Source organism: Pseudomonas sp. MF08817 (genome assembly GCF_059862705.1).
On sequence record NZ_JCBCUY010000016.1, the window covers coordinates 15,293 to 32,916 of the forward strand.

15 protein-coding genes and 3 tRNA genes are annotated in these 17,624 nt (G+C 59.6%); 1 reads left to right on the forward strand and 17 read right to left on the reverse strand.

What is annotated here, in order from left to right; all coding sequences use genetic code 11:
• Positions 1 to 8: 8 nt before the first annotated feature.
• The 4 genes from AC19YR_RS11845 to AC19YR_RS11860 form a co-directional block, all read right to left on the reverse strand.
• Complete coding sequence (locus AC19YR_RS11845; RefSeq protein WP_500598564.1) at positions 9 to 2,039, reverse strand: methyl-accepting chemotaxis protein; 2,031 nt, start codon at positions 2,037 to 2,039, stop codon at positions 9 to 11.
• Between the two features lie 166 nt (positions 2,040 to 2,205).
• Entirely contained in the window at positions 2,206 to 3,042 is an 837-nt protein-coding gene (ampE, locus tag AC19YR_RS11850) for a regulatory signaling modulator protein AmpE (protein WP_095105918.1), read from the reverse strand.
• Positions 3,039 to 3,599: a 1,6-anhydro-N-acetylmuramyl-L-alanine amidase AmpD gene (gene ampD, locus AC19YR_RS11855; protein WP_095105916.1), complete on the reverse strand. Its 561-nt coding sequence runs from the start codon at positions 3,597 to 3,599 to the stop codon at positions 3,039 to 3,041. Before ampD ends, ampE begins: the two co-directional genes overlap by 4 nt.
• 61 nt (positions 3,600 to 3,660) lie before the next feature.
• Positions 3,661 to 5,400, reverse strand: a complete 1,740-nt coding sequence (locus AC19YR_RS11860; RefSeq protein WP_500598566.1) for a DUF1631 domain-containing protein — start codon at positions 5,398 to 5,400, stop codon at positions 3,661 to 3,663.
• Between the two features lie 296 nt (positions 5,401 to 5,696).
• On the opposite strand from AC19YR_RS11860, the gene nadC reads away from it, so the two are divergent.
• The gene (nadC, locus tag AC19YR_RS11865) at positions 5,697 to 6,545 is read left to right on the forward strand and encodes a carboxylating nicotinate-nucleotide diphosphorylase (RefSeq protein WP_500598568.1); all 849 of its coding nucleotides are present in this window, start codon (positions 5,697 to 5,699) and stop codon (positions 6,543 to 6,545) included.
• Positions 6,546 to 6,619: 74 nt separating this feature from the next.
• Here the strand turns inward: nadC and AC19YR_RS11870 are convergent, their stop codons facing one another.
• The 13 genes from AC19YR_RS11870 to tpiA all read right to left on the reverse strand — a co-directional run bounded on the left by AC19YR_RS11870 (position 6,620) and on the right by tpiA (position 17,577).
• Positions 6,620 to 6,925: a DUF6388 family protein gene (locus tag AC19YR_RS11870; protein WP_095105910.1), complete on the reverse strand. Its 306-nt coding sequence runs from the start codon at positions 6,923 to 6,925 to the stop codon at positions 6,620 to 6,622.
• A 133-nt stretch (positions 6,926 to 7,058) separates the two neighbouring features.
• A tRNA-Thr gene (locus AC19YR_RS11875) sits at positions 7,059 to 7,134 on the reverse strand.
• 125 nt (positions 7,135 to 7,259) lie between these two features.
• Entirely contained in the window at positions 7,260 to 9,365 is a 2,106-nt protein-coding gene (gene pnp / locus AC19YR_RS11880; protein ID WP_500598570.1) for a polyribonucleotide nucleotidyltransferase, read from the reverse strand.
• Between the two features lie 196 nt (positions 9,366 to 9,561).
• Positions 9,562 to 9,831 carry a 30S ribosomal protein S15 gene (gene rpsO / locus AC19YR_RS11885; RefSeq protein WP_003176135.1) on the reverse strand — a complete coding sequence of 90 codons (270 nt, stop codon included), beginning with the start codon at positions 9,829 to 9,831 and terminating at the stop codon, positions 9,562 to 9,564.
• A 161-nt stretch (positions 9,832 to 9,992) separates the two neighbouring features.
• Positions 9,993 to 10,910, reverse strand: coding sequence for a tRNA pseudouridine(55) synthase TruB (gene truB / locus AC19YR_RS11890; RefSeq protein WP_095105906.1), 918 nt, complete (start codon positions 10,908 to 10,910; stop codon positions 9,993 to 9,995).
• A 3-nt stretch (positions 10,911 to 10,913) separates the two neighbouring features.
• A complete protein-coding gene (gene rbfA, locus AC19YR_RS11895) occupies positions 10,914 to 11,315 on the reverse strand; it encodes a 30S ribosome-binding factor RbfA (RefSeq protein ID WP_095105904.1) in 402 nt (133 codons plus the stop codon).
• A 159-nt stretch (positions 11,316 to 11,474) separates the two neighbouring features.
• On the reverse strand, positions 11,475 to 13,991 hold the full coding sequence (infB, locus tag AC19YR_RS11900) for a translation initiation factor IF-2 (protein WP_500598571.1): 2,517 nt from the start codon (positions 13,989 to 13,991) through the stop codon (positions 11,475 to 11,477).
• A gap of 27 nt (positions 13,992 to 14,018) precedes the next feature.
• Positions 14,019 to 15,500 carry a transcription termination factor NusA gene (nusA, locus tag AC19YR_RS11905; protein ID WP_095105900.1) on the reverse strand — a complete coding sequence of 494 codons (1,482 nt, stop codon included), beginning with the start codon at positions 15,498 to 15,500 and terminating at the stop codon, positions 14,019 to 14,021.
• A gap of 47 nt (positions 15,501 to 15,547) precedes the next feature.
• On the reverse strand, positions 15,548 to 16,006 hold the full coding sequence (gene rimP, locus AC19YR_RS11910) for a ribosome maturation factor RimP (RefSeq protein WP_176465021.1): 459 nt from the start codon (positions 16,004 to 16,006) through the stop codon (positions 15,548 to 15,550).
• 140 nt (positions 16,007 to 16,146) lie between these two features.
• Positions 16,147 to 16,223 (reverse strand) — tRNA-Met (locus AC19YR_RS11915).
• 96 nt (positions 16,224 to 16,319) lie between these two features.
• Positions 16,320 to 16,405 (reverse strand) — tRNA-Leu (locus tag AC19YR_RS11920).
• Between the two features lie 28 nt (positions 16,406 to 16,433).
• On the reverse strand, positions 16,434 to 16,817 hold the full coding sequence (gene secG, locus AC19YR_RS11925) for a preprotein translocase subunit SecG (protein WP_095105896.1): 384 nt from the start codon (positions 16,815 to 16,817) through the stop codon (positions 16,434 to 16,436).
• A gap of 4 nt (positions 16,818 to 16,821) precedes the next feature.
• Positions 16,822 to 17,577, reverse strand: coding sequence for a triose-phosphate isomerase (tpiA, locus tag AC19YR_RS11930; protein WP_500598574.1), 756 nt, complete (start codon positions 17,575 to 17,577; stop codon positions 16,822 to 16,824).
• Positions 17,578 to 17,624 lie beyond the last annotated feature (47 nt).

Consider the following 17,624-nt stretch of genomic DNA (forward strand, 5'->3'; position numbering starts at 1 on the left):
GGCGCGGGTCACACCCGGAACGCGCTAATCAGTTGCTTGAGTTGCACCACTTGCACCGACAGCTGACGGCTGGCGTCTTCGGTCTGGTGGGCGCCCTGGGCGGTGCGTTCGCCGGCGCGGTTGATCTCGACGATGTTCTTGTCGATGTCGTGGGCGACGGCGGTTTGCTGCTCCACGGCAGCGGCGATCTGTTGGTTCTGGTCGACGATCATGCCCACCGCGCCGAGGATGTTTTCCAGCGCTTGCTGGACCTTTTCCGACTGGCCCACCGTGCCATTGGCCATCTGATGGCTTACGCCCATGGCCTTGACCGCCGCGCCTACACCGGTGTGGAGCTTACCGATCATTTGTTCGATTTCCTCGGTGGACTGCTGAGTGCGTTTGGCGAGGGTCCGCACTTCGTCCGCCACCACGGCAAAGCCTCGCCCCTGCTCGCCGGCACGGGCGGCCTCGATGGCCGCGTTGAGGGCCAGCAGGTTGGTTTGCTCGGCGATGCTTTTAATCACTTCCAGCACGCGGCTAATGGATTGGCTGTCGCTGGCCAGTTGGTTAATCACCAGTACCGATTGATCGATCTCGCCGGCCAATTGGGCAATGCTGCCCTGCTGCGAGGCCACCAGGCCACGGCCGCTGACGGTTTCTTCGTTGACGCTGTGGGCGCTGCTGACTGCCGCCGCCGCGCTGCGGGCCACTTCCTGGGACGTGGCCGACATCTGGTTCATCGCCGTGGCCACTTGCTCGATCTGGATACGCTGCCCGGCCACCGCTTGGTTGCTCTGGGCCGAGACCGATTCCACCTGCCCGGCCTGGCGCTCGACCTCGACCACGGTTTGGCCCACCAACTCGATCAGGTCATGGATCTTGGCCACGGTGCCGTTGAACACTTTGCCCAACTCGCCCAATTCGTCGCGGCTATGGGCGGTGAAACTGACGGTCATGTCACCGGCCGCCACTTTGTCCATCACTGCGCCCAAGCGACTCAGGGTGGTGCGGGTCGAGGCGTAGAAGCCGCCATAGAGGTAGACAATCAGTAGGAACACCGCTGCCAACGCCACCACCAGCAGCACCATGTGGGTGCGGTTTTGCGCCAAGCGTTGCTGCAACTCGACGCCGAGGAACTTCAGCGTGTTGTCGTTGAGTTGGTAGGTCTGTGCCATCAACGTACTGGCCTGGTCGTAAAAGGCCTGCCAGGGTGCGTCGAGGGTATCGACCATAATCACCTGTTCTTCAAACAGCTCACTGCCCTGCTTCAGGGAGTTTTGGCTGGCATCGGCCTGGGCGCTCAGGGCGCTGTGGGCGGCGGGGCTGGCGCCGACCGCGTCTTGGACCTTGAGGCCGTACTCGGCGTGAAGCTTCTCGATTTGCTGGAGAATTTCGTCGAAACGGGTGCTGGAAGAGGAATTGAGGAAGCCCTGCCCCAACGAATAACTGCCAATGGCCCGGCCTTCGCCCAGGGTCTGGGTGACTTGCGGGGTAACGGCCGTCACCAGGTCAGTGAGTTGGCGGATATCGCTCTGGGCGTCACCACTCAGGCCTGCCTGGCTGGCGATCAACTGGCTGAACACCTGGGCGCTACTGAGCAACTTGCCGATCAAGGCACTTTTGCTTTGCAGGGAGCTTTCGGCTTGCTGGGCCTTGAACGCGGCGATCATTTCATCGCGCTTGGTATCGAAGGCTTCGATCTGCTGAGGGTCCACCGCCATCGCCTGAAAGCCCTGCAAATGCTCCAGCACCGTGCGCTCCAGGGCCTCGATCTTGGCCTCCACATCCCCGGCCTTGCCCGACTGGCCCAGGACGGCGTTGATCTGCACCAGGTTGTTCAGGGTTTCCAGGTCGCGGCGCAGGGCCAGGCTGGCGCCCAGCAGGTCCAGGCTTTGCAGTTCGACTTGGGTGGCGTGGAACTGGCGGTAGGAATCACGCACCAGATAGAAATTGGTCACCAACATCGGCGCGAAGAACAAGACGCTGATTAGGCTGAACTTCATGCCGAAACTCAGGCGGTTCATCAGCGCGATGGCGGGATAGAGCAAGCTCTTCAAAAGACTTCTCCCTTACCTATTATTGTTATGGGCAGTCGTACAGGAGCAGCAAAAAGCCACTACTGAACGCAGATGCTTGTATAACTCAAATCAGCAGGGAGTTTTGTAACTTAAGGTTAACCGCCGGTCGGGAGTGCAGCGCCGACCGGCAGGTGCGACAAAGCGCCTACAGCAGCACGGTCCACAGGGCAAAAGTGGCATACCAGAGCACAGCGGCGCGTAGCAGCAGTTCCCAGATGCGGTCCAGGCTGGCGATGCCTTCGGCGCCAGTCTCTGGGGGCGGGATTTCGGCCCCGGCCAACCCGGCCTTTTCGATCAGCTGCGCGGCGCTGATGTGCCAGTTGAGTAATTCGTGCAGCATCACCCGGCTGACTGCCGCAAAGTTGCCCACCAGGGCGAAACTGGCGGCCAGCAGGCGCACCGGCAGCCAATCGAAGGCATGGCGCAGTTGGCTGGCGCGTTCGATCAGGGCCGTGCTCTTGCCCTGTTCAGCGGCTAACGCCAGCAGGCGATAGCTCAACGCCGCCACCGGCCCCAGCAGGAAGTACCAGAAAATCACCGTGAAGAAGCTTTGGTAGGCCTGCCACAGCAAGTGCCCCTGGACCCGCTCCAGCAACTGCTCGCCGCTGTCGGCGCCAATGTTCAGGTCGCGCTGGGCGACGTGGGCCGCCGCTTGCAGGTCTTCACGGCGCCAGGCATCGCGAAACGGCCCCAACTCCCCGAGCAGATCCCCGCGTCCCAGGCTGTAGATCACCACCAGCAGATGGATCGGCAATGCCAACAGGCCATAGGCCACGGGTTCCAGCACCAGCAACAACAGGCCCAGCACGGCCACCGGCAGCAGGATCATCACCGCCAGCACCAGCCAGGGCTGGTTGCCCAGGCGTTTGCCGGCCTCCAGTTTGTTCAGTTCGCGTACCCAGCCGCTGTCGCGCTGGAGACGCTGGCGCAGGGCCGAGAATTTCTCGACCAGCACCGCCAATAGCAACACCAGAAAACTCATTGTCCTTCTCCCTCATTCAAGGCCCGGCGATAGCGTGGCCAATCGAACGCCGGCCCCGGGTCGGTCTTGCGCCCGGGGGCAATATCGCTGTGACCGCAAATACGCTGCGTGGTGATGGCGCTGAACACCCCTTGCAACTGCCGGGTAAGGGCGACCAACGCGTGGTACTGGGCGTCGCTGAAGGGTTGGTCATCCGTGCCCTCCAGCTCGATCCCCAGGGAAAAATCGTTGCACCCCTCGCGCCCCTCGAACGACGACACGCCGGCGTGCCAGGCGCGGTCCAGGCAGGACACGAACTGCGTGACCTTACCATCGCGCTCGATCAGAAAATGCGCAGAAACCCGCAGGTCGGCGATGCCTGCAAAGTAGGGATGTTCCGTGACATCCAGGCGATTCTGGAAAAACTCCTGCACCTTGCCGGTAGCGAACTGCGCCGGTGGCAAGCTGATGTTGTGAATGACCAACAGGGAGACTTCATTCGCGGGGCGCGCATTGAAGTTGGGCGAGGGGCATAACTGCACGCCCTGACACCAACCGCTCGCGGGGTCCAACTGCATACAGGTTCCTTGGCACGGGTTGCGATGGCGCAGTATGCCGTGATCCGCCCCGCGGTTGCGATCACTTGCCGCGATTGAGGCGGCTCAAGTTGCCCAGCACCGACTCCAACGCCCGCTCGAACAGCAGCCGATCGTCGAGTTGGCGGGCCGTGCCGTCGCGCAGCTCCAGGGCCAGGGCGGCGCGGCTGCGTTTAAGCACTTTCATCCCGGTGCGGTTGACGAACAGGTATTGGCCCTGGGGTTCAAGGACGGAAATCAGCTTGCAGCGCAGGCGATTGTCCTCGTCTTCCTGGAACTCGACCCAGCAACCGGGGCGCAGCTTGGCGACCTGCAACAGGCCAGGGTCGCCTGCGGACAAGTCCGCAACCGAGGTGTCCAGTGGCGTGCTGTCCGCCTCACAGGTGCGCCGCTCCAGCAGCAGGCTGCGGCGGCGCTCGGCGTCGGTGAAGGCGATGAATTCAGCGAGCAACTCGGTGAAGATCGCCGGGTCGTCGTCGAAATCGTTGAGCAAGCGCTGCACCACCTGTTCGATGCGCAAGTACAGGGTGTCACGTTGGTGGTCGTCGCACTCGCCCGAGCCCAGGGCCGCGGCGGCGATTTCGTTGAGCAGGCGCCGCGCCGGGTGGTTGCCGCGGCTAAAGAAGCTTTTGTCCAGCACCGCGACCTTGAGCATCGGGATCTGCAAGCGCCCCATCAACGCCTTGAGGGACTCCGGCAGGTTGCGGTCGGCCAGGATGAATTCAAAGAGCATGGCCATCAGGTTGATAACGTCTTCATCGGCCACCGCCACTCCCCGGGCCTTGCCGCTCTTGACGCTGCCACGGGTGAGCAGTTGTTCGAGCTGGTTGCGTAGGTCGAAATCCTCCTGGGCGCCGGGCTCGGGCACGTAGTGCTGCAAATGGGAGAGCAGGCGCAGCAGGTCACGGGTGGAGATCGGTTGCGCCTGGGCGCTGGCTTCCAGGGTCGGCGCAACGCTGCCGCGCACGTGGAACAGCAGCTCCTGCAAGGCGCGGAAGACTTCCTCGACCTGCTCGTCACAGGCCCCCTGCGCAGTGGCGGCCGGTGCTGGGTGTGGCTCGGCCTCCACCGTGCTGCGGCGCCCCGGCGCGGCCTTGAGCTGGGGTAGCACGCCGGTGGCGATCAGCAGTTGGTTGGCGTCGCCGTAGAGCTGGTCGCTTTCGCTGAGCACGTACTTCTCGAACAGCTTGAGCAGGATCAGCTTGACCTTGATCTCCACCCCCAGGTTGCGCCCCGCCTGCAAGAAGTACTCGCAGAGCAACGCCGGGCCCATGGGGTTGTGGCGCTCGTCCAGGCGCTTGCCCAGCAAGGCGTTGAGGCGCGCGGTCAATTGGCCCAGGGCAAGGCCCTCTCGGCTCAGTACCCGGGCGACCATGGCGTCCACGGCCACGGCGCGCTCCAGGTCGTCATCGCGCACCTGGGTTGAGGGGTCGAAAGCGCCCGCCACCGGCAAGGACACTTGGGCCAGGTCGTAGTGGGTCAGCCCGGCACAAGCGGCGAAGAATTGCTCAAGAAAGCCGCGTTCGATGCTTTTGCGCTTGAGGCGCAGGTCGCGCATGGCTTCAAAGAAGGTGTTCTGTTCAACATTGTTCAGCGCCCGGTCGGCCATCTCGAAGAGGGTGTCGTCGGCATTGTCGAAGAGCGCTTGCAGGCCATGGCGCAGTTGCTGGGCGGCCTTGTCACGCACCTGAATCAGAATCACCGGCAGGCGGGCGAGCGGCGAAGGATTCGCCTGATCGGCAGTGCCTTTGTGCAAAGGCACCACATTCCCGTCGTTGTGCATCCAAGCCTCCTGGAACGGTGATTTAAAGATCGGTGCCACTGAAACGGCCAGGATGCACAGGGATGCGCGGGCCGAAAACAGGGACGTCAAAGCTATGACGTCAAATACCGGGCGGACTATCGGTAAAAGATGGCACTTGTGCCAGCATCCTCTGCAGCTGAGTGGAAATTAGCTTTTACGGCAATTATGTGACGGTGCGATAAACCCCGACGAAACCAAGCGCCAGGGCATTTGTCGCCTTGGGTTGGACGCTGGCATGCCCCTATAATCGGGCCACTTTGTTTGTGGAGCCCGTTATGCCTAATCTTCGTCTCGCCGACCTGTCCACCGAAATCGAAGCGAACGTGCGCCGTGCGTTGCTCGAAGACATCGGCAGCGGCGACATCACCGCCCAATTGATCCCCACCGAACGCCTGGCCAAAGCCACCATCATCACCCGCGACAGCGCCACCATCAGCGGCACGGCGTGGGTCGATGCGGTGTTCCGGCAGTTGGACCCACGCGTGGCAGTGCATTGGCAAGTACACGACGGCGAGCGTGTAAGCCCCAACCAGGCGCTGTTCCACCTCGAAGGGCCGGCGCGCTCATTGCTCAGCGGCGAGCGCAGTGCGCTGAACTTCCTGCAATTGCTCAGCGGCGTGGCAACGCGCGCGCAGTTTTTGGCGGACATGGTCGCCGATACCCGGGTCAAGTTGCTCGATACGCGCAAGACCCTGCCGGGCCTGCGCCTGGCGCAAAAATACGCGGTGACCTGTGGCGGCTGCCACAACCACCGCATCGGCCTGTATGACGCCTTCCTGATAAAGGAAAACCATATCGCCGCCTGTGGCGGGATCGCCCAGGCCATTGCCGCCGCGCACAAAATCGCCCCGGGCAAACCGGTGGAAGTGGAAGTGGAAAACCTCGGGGAGTTGCAGCAAGCCCTGGCCGCCGGCGCCGACATCATCATGCTCGACGAACTGAGCCACGACGATATGCACGAAGCGGTGCGCCTGAACGCGGGCAAAGCCAAGCTGGAGGCCAGCGGCGGAATCAACGAAAGCACCCTGCGGCCCATTGCGGAAACGGGCGTGGATTACATTTCCATCGGCTCGATGACCAAAGACGTAAAAGCAGTAGACCTGTCGATGAGGCTTAGCCTTTAAGCCGCTAAAGTTGCGAGCTACAAGCTGCAAGGGATTGGCTTGAGCTTGTAGCTTGCGGCTTCAAACTTGCAGCGCTAGACCACCAGATTATTCATCTCGCAGTATTCGTCCCATTCCACGCCCAGCACTTCGGCCGCTTCCTTGTGCAGTACAAGGCGCTCGGCTTCAAATGCTTCTGGGCTGGCGGTGTACTTGAGGGTCAGTTCCCAGGGCTGTAGCCCCTGCGCCTCGGCTTCGTCCTCGAAGGCCCATTGGATCTGGTCCTTCTGATCGTCGGCGCTCAGGTCCTTGATTTCGTCCAACAGCTGTGGCGCATCAAGCATGTACTTCTTGAGGGCTTCTTCGTGGCGGGCTTGCGGGTCCAATGCTTTAACGCTCATGTCGTTCTCGCTGATCGGGGGAATGGAAGATGGATCTGGATCATCAAGGATCTCTCTGACGCAAAAAACCGCTTACAGACCGGTTTGTCTGGCCTTCAGAACCATTCGGGATCATCTGAAAACAAGGTATCGCTGGTGCCCGAGACAGGAATCGAACCTGCGACCTTCGCGTTACGAGTGCGCTGCTCTACCGGCTGAGCTACACGGGCAGTGGGCTAAACCTAGCACTGACCTTCAGGTCAAGCAACTCGCGGGCGCGCCTCAATTTGTCGCGGGCAAAAAAAAACCCCGCAGCTTTCGCGGCGGGGCTTTTCTCTACCAGGTCAACGCGTGATTAAACGCCCGAAGCCTTGGCTGCTGCGACGTCCTTGATGGACAGCTTGATACGGCCGCGGTTGTCCACGTCCAGTACCAACACTTCCACTTCCTGGCCTTCTTTCAGAATGTCGGTCACTTTCTCAACGCGAGCGTCGCTCAGCATGGAGATGTGAACCAGGCCATCCTTGCCCGGCAGGATGTTGACGAATGCGCCGAAGTCGACGATGCGCTCAACCTTGCCGACGTAGATCTTGCCGATCTCGGCTTCGGCGGTGATGCCCAGAACGCGCTGGCGTGCAGCTTCAGCAGCTTCCTTGGTTTCGCCGAAGATCTTGATCGAACCGTCGTCTTCGATGTCGATCGAAGCCTTGGTTTCTTCGCAGATCGCACGGATGGTCGCGCCGCCTTTACCGATGACATCACGGATTTTGTCGGTGTCGATTTTCATCGCGATCATGGTCGGAGCATTTTCCGACAGCTCGGTGCGGGACTGAGCAATGATCTGGTTCATCTGGCCGAGGATGTTCAGGCGCGCTTCCAGGGCTTGGCCCAGGGCGATCTCCATGATCTCTTCGGTGATGCCCTTGATCTTGATGTCCATCTGCAGCGCAGTCACGCCTTTGGCGGTACCGGCTACTTTGAAGTCCATGTCGCCCAGGTGGTCTTCGTCGCCCAGGATGTCGGTCAGGACGGCGAACTTCTCGCCTTCTTTAACCAGACCCATGGCGATACCGGCAACCGGTGCCTTCATCGGTACACCGGCGTCCATCAGCGCCAGGGAAGCGCCGCAGACCGAAGCCATGGAGCTGGAGCCGTTGGATTCGGTGATTTCCGACACCACGCGGATGGTGTACGGGAACACGTCGGCGGCAGGCAGCATGGCCTGTACCGAACGGCGGGCCAGGCGGCCGTGACCGATTTCACGACGACCCGCGCCGCCCATGCGACCACACTCGCCCACCGAGAACGGAGGGAAGTTGTAGTGCAGCATGAAGGGGTCTTTTTTCTCGCCTTCGAGGGTGTCCAGCAACTGTGCGTCGCGGGCAGTACCCAGAGTTGCAACGACCAGGGCCTGGGTTTCGCCGCGAGTGAACAGGGCCGAACCGTGGGTCTTGGGCAGAACGCCGACTTCGATATTCAGCGGACGCACGGTGCGGGTGTCGCGACCGTCGATACGTGGCTTGCCGTTGACGATGTTTTCACGAACGGTGCGGTATTCGATTTCACCGAAAGCCGCTTTCACTTCGCTGGCAGAAGGCTGGCCTTCTTCGCCCGACAGCTTGGCCACGACCTGATCCTTCAGCTCGCCCAGGCGAGCGTAACGGTCGGCCTTGACGGTGATGGTGTAGGCCTGGGAGATCGCTTCGCCGAACTCGGCACGGATGTCGCCCAGCAGCGCGGTGGCTTCTGCTTGCGGCGCCCAGGCCCAGGTTGGCTTGGCGGCTTCGGCAGCCAGTTCCTTGACGGCGTTGATGACGACCTGGAACTCGTCGTGGGCGAACAATACGGCGCCCAGCATCTGGTCTTCGGTCAGCTCTTTGGCTTCGGATTCCACCATCAGCACAGCTTCGCTAGTACCGGCTACGACCATGTCCAGGCTCGAAGCCTTGAGTTGCTCATAGGTCGGGTTCAGCAGGTAGCCGGTGTCAGGGTGGTAGGCAACACGGGCAGCGCCGATCGGGCCATCGAAAGGAATGCCGGAGATCGCCAGGGCAGCCGAGGTACCGATCATCGCAGCGACGTCCGGATCGGTTTTCTTGCTGGTGGAGACGACGGTGCAGACAACCTGCACTTCGTTCATGAAGCCTTCGGGGAACAGCGGACGGATCGGACGGTCGATCAGTCGGGAAGTCAGGGTTTCTTTCTCGGAAGGACGGCCTTCGCGCTTGAAGAAACCGCCAGGGATCTTACCGGCAGCGTAAGTCTTTTCCTGGTAGTGAACGGACAGAGGGAAGAAGCCCTTGCCTGGATCTGCTTGCTTGGCACCAACGACAGTCACCAACACGCTGACGTCGTCGTCAACGGTGACCAATACTGCGCCGGAAGCCTGACGGGCGATGCGGCCAGTCTCGAGGGTTACGGTCGACTGACCGAACTGAAATTTTTTGATTACCGGGTTCACGGTGTCCTACCTTCTTTGTGGCTCTTGGGGAACTGGTTTTCTTGCGAAATTCTTGGGCAATGTCGGGAGTCGGCCCAACGCTACTGTCCAGGGTAAAACGTGTATCCAGATAAAACTTGAGGCTGGGAGCCTGCCATGGGCCAGCGGGAAACCCACTGACACACGGCAAACAACCAACCTCTAGCGCAATCGCTGATTAGCGACGCAGACCCAGGCGACCGATCAGAGCCTGATAACGACCCAGATCTTTGCCTTTCAGGTAGTCCAGCAGCTTACGGCGCTGGTTTACCATGCGGATCAGACCACGACGGGAGTGGTGGTCTTTACCGTTGGCCTTGAAGTGACCTTGCAGTTTGTTGATGTTGTGGGTCAGCAGTGCAACTTGCACTTCTGGCGAACCGGTGTCACCAACAGCTTGCTGATAGTCAGCTACGATTTGTGCTTTTTCTTGAACGTCGAGAGCCATGAGGCAATCCTTTTTTTAAGGAAACCACCCAAAAGGGCGGTTTCAACAGGCCAGGGACAAATCCCTGTATCTAAAAATGAGTAGTGACCATGCCTGTTAACAGCCACCCTCGTCCCAGTTTGTGCAAAAGCTACTGCGCTTTTACACCAAACTGGTTCCGGTCATTCTGACCGAATCAGTCGACGCGGCGCGATGCGCCCGTCTTCGCTCACTTCACCGATACCGATGAAGCGGCCATTGTGATCCTGTACCCGCACCATGCCGAACTTCGGCGCATCCGGGGCACGCACCGGTTGGCCGTTGAGCCAGTAGAACGCGCTGTGCTCGGAGAAGTGCAATAGCGGCCAATCCAGCAAACCGCTGTCCGAAGGCATCAGGAAGCGGTCGACCGCCTCGTTGCCGCCTTCGGCGTGAACCGCTTCGAGCTCTTCTAGCGTCACCGTCTGGGCCAACGTAAAAGGCCCAGCCTGAGTACGTCGCAGTTCTGCCACGTAGGCACCACAGCCCAGTTGCTCACCGATATCTTCCACAAGGGTACGGATATAGGTGCCTTTGCTGCAATCTACCGCCAGCCGCACAGTGTCGCCTTCAAAGGCAAGCAGTTCCAAGCGCGCAATAGTAACAGAACGCGGTTCGCGCTCCACCACTTCACCTGCACGCGCGAGCTTGTACAGCGGCTGGCCGTCACGCTTGAGCGCCGAGTACATCGGCGGTATCTGGCTGATTTGCCCACGAAAAGCAGGCAGAACGGCGTCGATATCCTCGCGACCAACGGTCACTTCGCGCTCCAACAACACCTCACCTTCGGCGTCTGCCGTGGTGGTGGTCTTGCCCAATTGCGCCAGGGTTTCATAGCCCTTGTCGGAATCGAGCAGGTACTGGGAAAACTTGGTGGCCTCGCCAAAGCACAGCGGCAATACGCCAGTGGCCAGCGGATCTAGGCTGCCGGTATGCCCGGCCTTCTCGGCATTCAACAACCAGCGGACCTTCTGCAAAGCCGCATTGGAAGTAAAGCCCAATGGCTTGTCGAGCAGGATGATGCCACTGACATTACGACGGATACGTTTGACCTGAGCCACCGATTACTCCTTGGTGTCTTCGGGTTCAGCCGCAACCGGATGCTGACTGTCTTCTGCCACCGCGCGCTCGATCAACGCAGACAGGTGGGCGCCACGCACAACGCTTTCGTCGTAGTGGAAGTGCAACTGCGGAACACTACGCAGCTTCATCTCGCGGGCCAGCTGCATACGCAGGAAACCGGCGGCCGCGTTGAGCACTTTGATGCTCTGGGCAATATCGTCGGCGCTGTCTTGGCCCATCACGGTGATGAAAATCTTCGCGTGACCGACGTCACGGCTGACTTCCACTGCCGTGATGGTGACGAGTCCTACGCGCGGGTCTTTGACTTCACGACGGATCAGCTGTGCCAGCTCACGCTGCATCTGATCGCCAATACGCTGGGTACGGCTATATTCTTTTGCCATGTCTTGTTACCTGTTACTGCCGCACGGTGAAACCCGTGGGGTCTGAAAGCGGCAAACGCCCGGCCTGACAGAAGCCAGACCGGGCGTTGCGTTTAGAGGCCTGCTGATGCGCCGTGCATTTGCATGCGGCTGCCCATCACGGCTCCTGAAGTGCGCGAGTTAGAGGCTGCGAGCAACCTGAACCTTCTCGAAGACTTCGATCTTGTCACCGACTTTGACGTCGTTGTAGCTCTTCACGCCGATACCGCATTCCATGCCGGCACGTACTTCGGAAGCGTCATCCTTGAAGCGGCGCAGGGATTCCAGCTCGCCCTCGAAGATAACGATGTCTTCACGCAGTACACGGATTGGACGGTTTCGGTGCACAACACCTTCGATAACCATGCAACCGGCGATCGCGCCGAATTTCGGCGAACGGAACACGTCACGCACTTCGGCCACGCCCAGGATGTTCTCCCGCACGTCGCTGCCGAGCATGCCGGTCAGGGCTTTCTTGACGTCTTCGATGATGTCGTAGATCACGTTGTAGTAACGCATATCCAGACCTTCCTGCTCGACGATCTTGCGCGCACCGGCATCGGCACGCACGTTGAAGCCGAACAGTACAGCGTTGGAGGCCAGTGCCAGGTTGGCGTCGCTCTCGGTGATACCACCGACACCGCCACCGACCACGCGCACTTGCACTTCGTCGTTGCCCAGGCCATTCAAGGCACCGTTCAACGCTTCCAACGAACCACGGACATCGGATTTGAGGACGATGTTTAGCGTCTTCTTCTCTTCCTGACCCATGTTCTCGAAGATGTTTTCCAGCTTGCCAGCATGAGCGCGAGCCAATTTGACTTCGCGGAACTTGCCTTGACGGAACAGAGCCACTTCACGGGCCTTCTTCTCGTCGGCCACTACGCTCATCTCGTCGCCAGCGTCCGGTGTACCGTCCAGGCCGAGGATCTCGACAGGAATGGAAGGACCGGCTTCCTTGATGGACTTGCCGTTCTCGTCGAGCATGGCGCGCACGCGGCCATAGTTCGAGCCCACCAGGACCATGTCGCCTTGACGCAGCGTACCGTCCTGAACCAGAACAGTCGCTACCGGGCCGCGGCCCTTGTCCAGACGGGACTCGACCACAACACCGCGACCCGGGGCCGAAGGCGTTGCCTTGAGCTCCAGAACTTCGGCTTGCAGCAGGACCGCTTCGAGCAGGTCGTCAACGCCGGTACCCATTTTTGCGGATACGGAAACGAATGGCGTATCACCGCCCCACTCTTCGGATGTCACGCCGTGAACCGACAGTTCGCTACGGATGCGATCGAGATCGGCGCCCGGCTTGTCGATTTTGTTCACCGCAACAACCAGTGGAACACCAGCAGCCTTGGCGTGCTGTACGGCTTCAATGGTCTGCGGCATTACGCCGTCGTCCGCTGCAACCACCAGGATCACGATGTCGGTAGCCTTGGCACCACGGGCACGCATGGCGGTAAACGCGGCGTGACCTGGGGTGTCGAGGAAGGTGACCATGCCGCGTTCGGTTTCAACGTGGTATGCACCGATGTGCTGGGTGATGCCACCGGCTTCGCCAGCTGCAACCTTGGCACGACGGATATAGTCGAGCAGGGAGGTCTTACCGTGGTCAACGTGGCCCATTACGGTCACGACAGGGGCACGGGAGAACGCCTCGCCTTCAAACTTCAGGGACTCGGCCAGGGAATCTTCCAGGGCGGTGTCGCTGACCAGGGTCACTTTATGGCCCAGTTCTTCAGCAACCAGTTGGGCAGTTTCCTGATCCAGTACCTGGTTGATGGTCGCTGGGGTACCCAGCTTGAACATGAACTTGATGATTTCAGCTGCCTTGACCGACATCTGCTGGGCGAGATCGCCCACAGTGATGGTCTCGCCGATCTTCACTTCACGCACGACAGGGCCGGTTGGGCTCTGGAAACCGTGGGCGTTGCGCTTCTTCAGCTTGGCCTTGCCGCGACCACCACGACGGAAGCCATCGCTTTCTTCGTCGGTAGTACGTGGCGCAACCCGTGGCGCCGGAGCCTTTTCCTTGACGGTCGCACGATGAGGAGCGTTTTTACGCTCGCCATCGCCACTGCCGCGACGGTTGTTATCATCGGCACGCGGTTTGTCGGGGCGACGTGGCTCCTCACGCTTGCGTGCATCCGCCGCTGGGGCAGGTGCTGCAACCGCGGCTTCACGCACAGGCTCGGCCGATGCAACAGGTGCTGCAACCGCAGGGGTCGAGACAGGTTGCGCAGCAGTAGGCTGGCGAGGCGCTTCTTCTTCGGCGCGACGCTTGGCTTCTTCTTCAGCCTTCTGACGGGCAGCATTTTCTACTGCGCGACGTTCATCCAGTTCACGCTTGCGCTCGGCTTCGATTTCTTCCGGGCTACGCTGCACGAAAACTTTTTTCTTGCGCACTTCAACACTGATGCTTTTGCTGCCAGCAACACGCAGGGTGCTGGTGGTTTTACGCTGCAAAGTGATCTTGCGCGGTTCTTCCACTTTCGCCTTGTGGCTGCTCTTCAAGTGAGTCAGCAGGGACTGCTTCTCACTATCGCTCACACCTTCATCGGCGGCGGTGTGCGGCAGACCTGCCTCACGCATCTGCTGCAACAGGCGCTCTACCGGTGTTTTGACCTCATCGGCCAGTTGTTTCACCGTGACTTGCGTCATGCACTTCTCTCCTCAGGCCGCGCCTAATTACTCGAACCAATGGGCTCGGGCGGCCATGATCAACTTGCCGGCACGATCATCGTCAATGCCGTCGATGTCGAGCAGGTCGTCAATAGACTGCTCGGCCAGGTCTTCGCGGGTAATTACGCCGCGCACCGCCAGTTCCATCGCCAAATCCTTGTCCATACCCTCAAGCGAGAGCAGGTCTTCGGCCGGATGGGCGTCTGCCAGCTTTTCCTCAGTAGCGATGGCTTTGGTCAACAAACGATCCTTGGCGCGAGCGCGAAGCTCGTTGACGGTATCTTCGTCAAAGCCGTCGATGTTGAGCATTTCCTCCACCGGTACGTAGGCAATCTCTTCCAGGCTGGTGAAGCCTTCGTCAACCAGTACCTGCGCCAGGTCTTCGTCGACTTCCAGCTCGTCGATGAAGTTGCGCAGAATATCGCCGGTTTCCGCTTGCTGCTTAGCCTGGATGTCCGATTCGGTCATCACGTTCAAGGTCCAACCGGTCAATTGGCTAGCCAGACGTACGTTCTGACCACCGCGACCGATGGCCTGAGCCAGATTGTCTGCGCCGACGGCGATGTCCATGGCGTGGGCATCTTCGTCAACAATAATTGCCGCGACTTCCGCCGGGGACATGGCGTTAATCACGAACTGCGCCGGGTTGTCGTCCCACAGAACGATATCCACACGCTCGCCGCCCAACTCGCCCGATACTGCCTGGACGCGCGAACCGCGCATGCCAATGCAGGCACCTTGCGGGTCGATACGCTTGTCCTTGGAGCGGACCGCGATCTTGGCACGCGAACCCGGATCGCGAGACGCTGCCATGACTTCGATCAGGCCTTCGGCGATTTCCGGCACTTCGATGCGGAACAACTCGATCAGCATTTCCGGCGCGGTACGCGACAGGATCAACTGCGGGCCGCGGTTCTCGGTGCGGATTTCCTTGAGCAGCGCACGCAAGCGCACGCCAACACGGAAGGTTTCGCGAGAAATGATGTCTTCACGAGCCAGCAACGCTTCAGCGTTGTTGCCCAGATCGACAATCACGTTATCGCGGGTCACTTTCTTCACGGTGCCCGAGATGATTTCACCCAGACGCTCGCGATAGGCATCGACAACCTGAGCACGCTCGGCTTCGCGAACCTTCTGCACGATGACTTGCTTTGCAGTCTGTGCAGCGATGCGGCCAAACTCGATGGACTCGATCTTCTCTTCAACGACATCGCCAACCTTGGCGCCAGGATGCGTTTGCGCAACCTTGCTCGGCCAGGTTTCGATTGCCGGATCATCCAGATCGGCTTCTTCGACCACCGTCCAGCGACGGAAAGTCTCATAGGCACCCGTGTGGCGATTGATTTCCACACGCAAGTCAACTTCGTCTTCAAAACGCTTCTTGGTAGCAGTGGCCAGGGCCAGCTCCAGCGCTTCAAAAATCACGTTTGCCGGTACGCCCTTTTCATTGGATACCGACTCAACAACCAGCAGTACTTCTTTGCTCATCGTACGCCTCGCCTTTCGCAAGCCATTGGATCCGCGGGATCCGCGTCTCAGTCAAAACTGGGAATTATATTGGCCTTGTCGACCATATCGATCGGCAACAGGAACTCGTGGTCTTCAACCTGCACCACGACGTCCTGATCCTCTACACCACGCAGAAGGCCTTGAAAATTGCGTCGACCTTCGAAAGGAGAGCGCAATTTGATCTTCACTTGCTCACCGGCAAACTGGGCAAACTGTTCAAGCGTGAACAGCGGGCGTTCCATGCCAGGAGAAGAAACTTCCAGGGTGTATTCAACGGATATTGGATCTTCAACGTCCAGAACACCGCTGATCTGACGGCTGACAATGGCGCAGTCATCCACCAAAACGCCGCCTTCTTTATCGATATAAACGCGCAACAGTGAGTGGCGACCTTGAGCCGAAAACTCAATACCCCAGCATTCATAGCCAAGGGCCACGACCACCGGGGCCAGCAAGGCCTGCAACTGTTCTAGCTTGCTCGACACCTGAACCCCCTCGTGCATGTTTGTGCATGCTGTGTAAATAAAAAAAAATGGGCGAAGCGCCCATCCCTGAAACGCCGTCGAATAGCGGCGTTATAAAGTGTCCAGCTAACAAAAAGCCCCTTAAAAGGGGCCCTTGAAACTGGTTGCGGGGGCCGGATTTGAACCGACGACCTTCGGGTTATGAGCCCGACGAGCTACCAGACTGCTCCACCCCGCGACAAAGCTGGGGCGGAAGTATACGACCGATCCCTTGCAGGGTCAATGTAACCTTCCACCTACAAGAAAGCCCGCAACAGCGGGCTCTCCTGATAATTGGTACCGAGAAGGGGACTCGAACCCCTACACCCTATGGGCACAACCACCTCAAGGTTGCGTGTCTACCAATTCCACCACCTCGGCAATACAACGTTACTGCATGAAACCCTTCTTACTTTTGCTCTTGAGCTGGAGGTACGTCAGTCGCATCAGTTGCCGACTTTTGCTCTTGAAGCACCGGTACATCATCAGAAGCCGGCTTTTGCTTTGGAACTTCCAACACCGCTGGATTAGGCAAACCTACCTGAGTCAGCTCTTGAGCTTTCTCTTTAGCAAAGTAACCTAACCCCAAGCTGGTTATGAAGAAACCTGCGGCAAGTATAGCAGTAAACTTACTAAGAAAGGTAGAGGAACCTTGGCTTCCGAAGACAGTATTTGAAGCACCTGCCCCGAAAGACGCACCAGCGTCCGCACCCTTGCCCTGCTGAAGCAATACCAGAGCAACTACGCCCAACGCACCCAGCAGATGAAAAACGACTACGACTGTTTCCAGCATTTTCTCAGTTTCCCGCGGCGCGACATATCGCACCGAACTCATCTGCATTCAGGGAAGCCCCACCAATGAGCCCCCCATCGATATCCGGCATGCCGAACAGTTCGACCGCATTGGCCGCCTTCACGCTGCCGCCGTATAGAAGCCGCACACCTCGTGCGACCTCAGAATTCTCTGCCGCCAACTGTGCGCGAATGGCTGCGTGCACATCCTGCGCTTGTTGCGGCGAAGCAGTCAGCCCGGTACCAATGGCCCAGACCGGCTCGTAAGCTATAACCGCCTTGGCAAAGGCACCGACTCCCAGCTCCTCGATGATGCTGCCTAGCTGACGCCCGACAACCTCAAGAGTTTTCCCGGCCTCGCGTTGCGCAAGGGTTTCCCCTACACACAACACCGGAGTCAAGCCACAAGCCTGTGCCGCTGCGAATTTCCGATTCAGCGTCCCATCAAGCTCGCCCATGATTTGACGACGCTCGGAGTGCCCGACAAGCACAAGGGAACAACCTGCATCCACCAACTGACTAGGCGCAACCTCACCCGTCAACGCACCTTGCATCGGTTCCACCGCAGAGTTCTGCGCGCCGACTGAAATCGACTTACCTTTCAAGCCATCAACCACTTGGTTGATATACAAGCAAGGCGGGAAAACCGCGACATCAACACCGCTCGACAAGGCCAGATGACGAAGGCCATTTATCAGCTCAGCGACGCTGGCGCGGGCACCGTGCATCTTCCAGTTACCAGCTACCATAGGGCGACGCATGCTGTACCTCGTCGGTCAAAGTGGGCGCAGATGTTACCCAACCCTTT

Bases quoted from the DNA above. Each gene is read 5' to 3' on its own strand.
- rpsO (WP_003176135.1), bottom strand. From the start codon at position 9,831: ATGGCTCTCGACGTTCAAGAAAAAGCACAAATCGTAGCTGACTATCAG.
- ampE (WP_095105918.1), bottom strand. From the start codon at position 3,042: ATGAGTTTTCTGGTGTTGCTATTGGCGGTGCTGGTCGAGAAATTCTCG.
- nusA (WP_095105900.1), bottom strand. From the start codon at position 15,500: ATGAGCAAAGAAGTACTGCTGGTTGTTGAGTCGGTATCCAATGAAAAG.
- AC19YR_RS11860 (WP_500598566.1), bottom strand. From the start codon at position 5,400: ATGCACAACGACGGGAATGTGGTGCCTTTGCACAAAGGCACTGCCGAT.
- rbfA (WP_095105904.1), bottom strand. From the start codon at position 11,315: ATGGCAAAAGAATATAGCCGTACCCAGCGTATTGGCGATCAGATGCAG.
- AC19YR_RS11870 (WP_095105910.1), bottom strand. From the start codon at position 6,925: ATGAGCGTTAAAGCATTGGACCCGCAAGCCCGCCACGAAGAAGCCCTC.
- tpiA (WP_500598574.1), bottom strand. From the start codon at position 17,577: ATGCGTCGCCCTATGGTAGCTGGTAACTGGAAGATGCACGGTGCCCGC.
- infB (WP_500598571.1), bottom strand. From the start codon at position 13,991: ATGACGCAAGTCACGGTGAAACAACTGGCCGATGAGGTCAAAACACCG.
- ampD (WP_095105916.1), bottom strand. From the start codon at position 3,599: ATGCAGTTGGACCCCGCGAGCGGTTGGTGTCAGGGCGTGCAGTTATGC.
- nadC (WP_500598568.1), top strand. From the start codon at position 5,697: ATGCCTAATCTTCGTCTCGCCGACCTGTCCACCGAAATCGAAGCGAAC.
- secG (WP_095105896.1), bottom strand. From the start codon at position 16,817: ATGCTGGAAACAGTCGTAGTCGTTTTTCATCTGCTGGGTGCGTTGGGC.